Annotated in this window: 1 protein-coding gene; it reads right to left on the reverse strand. The window is 62.2% G+C overall.

Annotation, left to right across the window (positions count from 1 at the left end; translation table 11 throughout):
* A partial coding sequence (locus KVT32_RS29110) for an NAD-dependent epimerase/dehydratase family protein (RefSeq protein ID WP_217619316.1) occupies window positions 1-368 on the reverse strand: 368 nt, incomplete at both ends.

Here is a 368-nt window from a genome sequence, read left to right on the forward strand (position 1 = left end):
CCGAACACGTTCGCATACAGCTCGTTGACGTACTTCGTCACCGCATACGGCGAGAGCGGATTGCCGATCACGCCTTCCACCTTCGGCAGGTCCGGATGGTCGCCGTAGGTCGAGCTGGAGGCGGCGTAGACGAAGCGGCGCACTTTTGCGTCACGCGCGGCCACCAGCATGTTGAGGAAGCCGGTGACGTTGGTGGCGTTGGTGGCGATCGGATCGTCGATCGAACGCGAGACCGAGCCCAGCGCGGCCTGGTGCAGCACGAAGTCGACGCCGGCGCAGGCGCGCGCGCAGTCGGCTTCGTTGCGGATATCGCCCTCGATGAAATTAAATTTCATCCAGACGTCGTTCGTGACAGATTCTTTCACCTG

Source organism: Achromobacter sp. GbtcB20, assembly GCF_019091095.1.
Taxonomy (GTDB): domain Bacteria; phylum Pseudomonadota; class Gammaproteobacteria; order Burkholderiales; family Burkholderiaceae_B; genus Achromobacter; species Achromobacter mucicolens.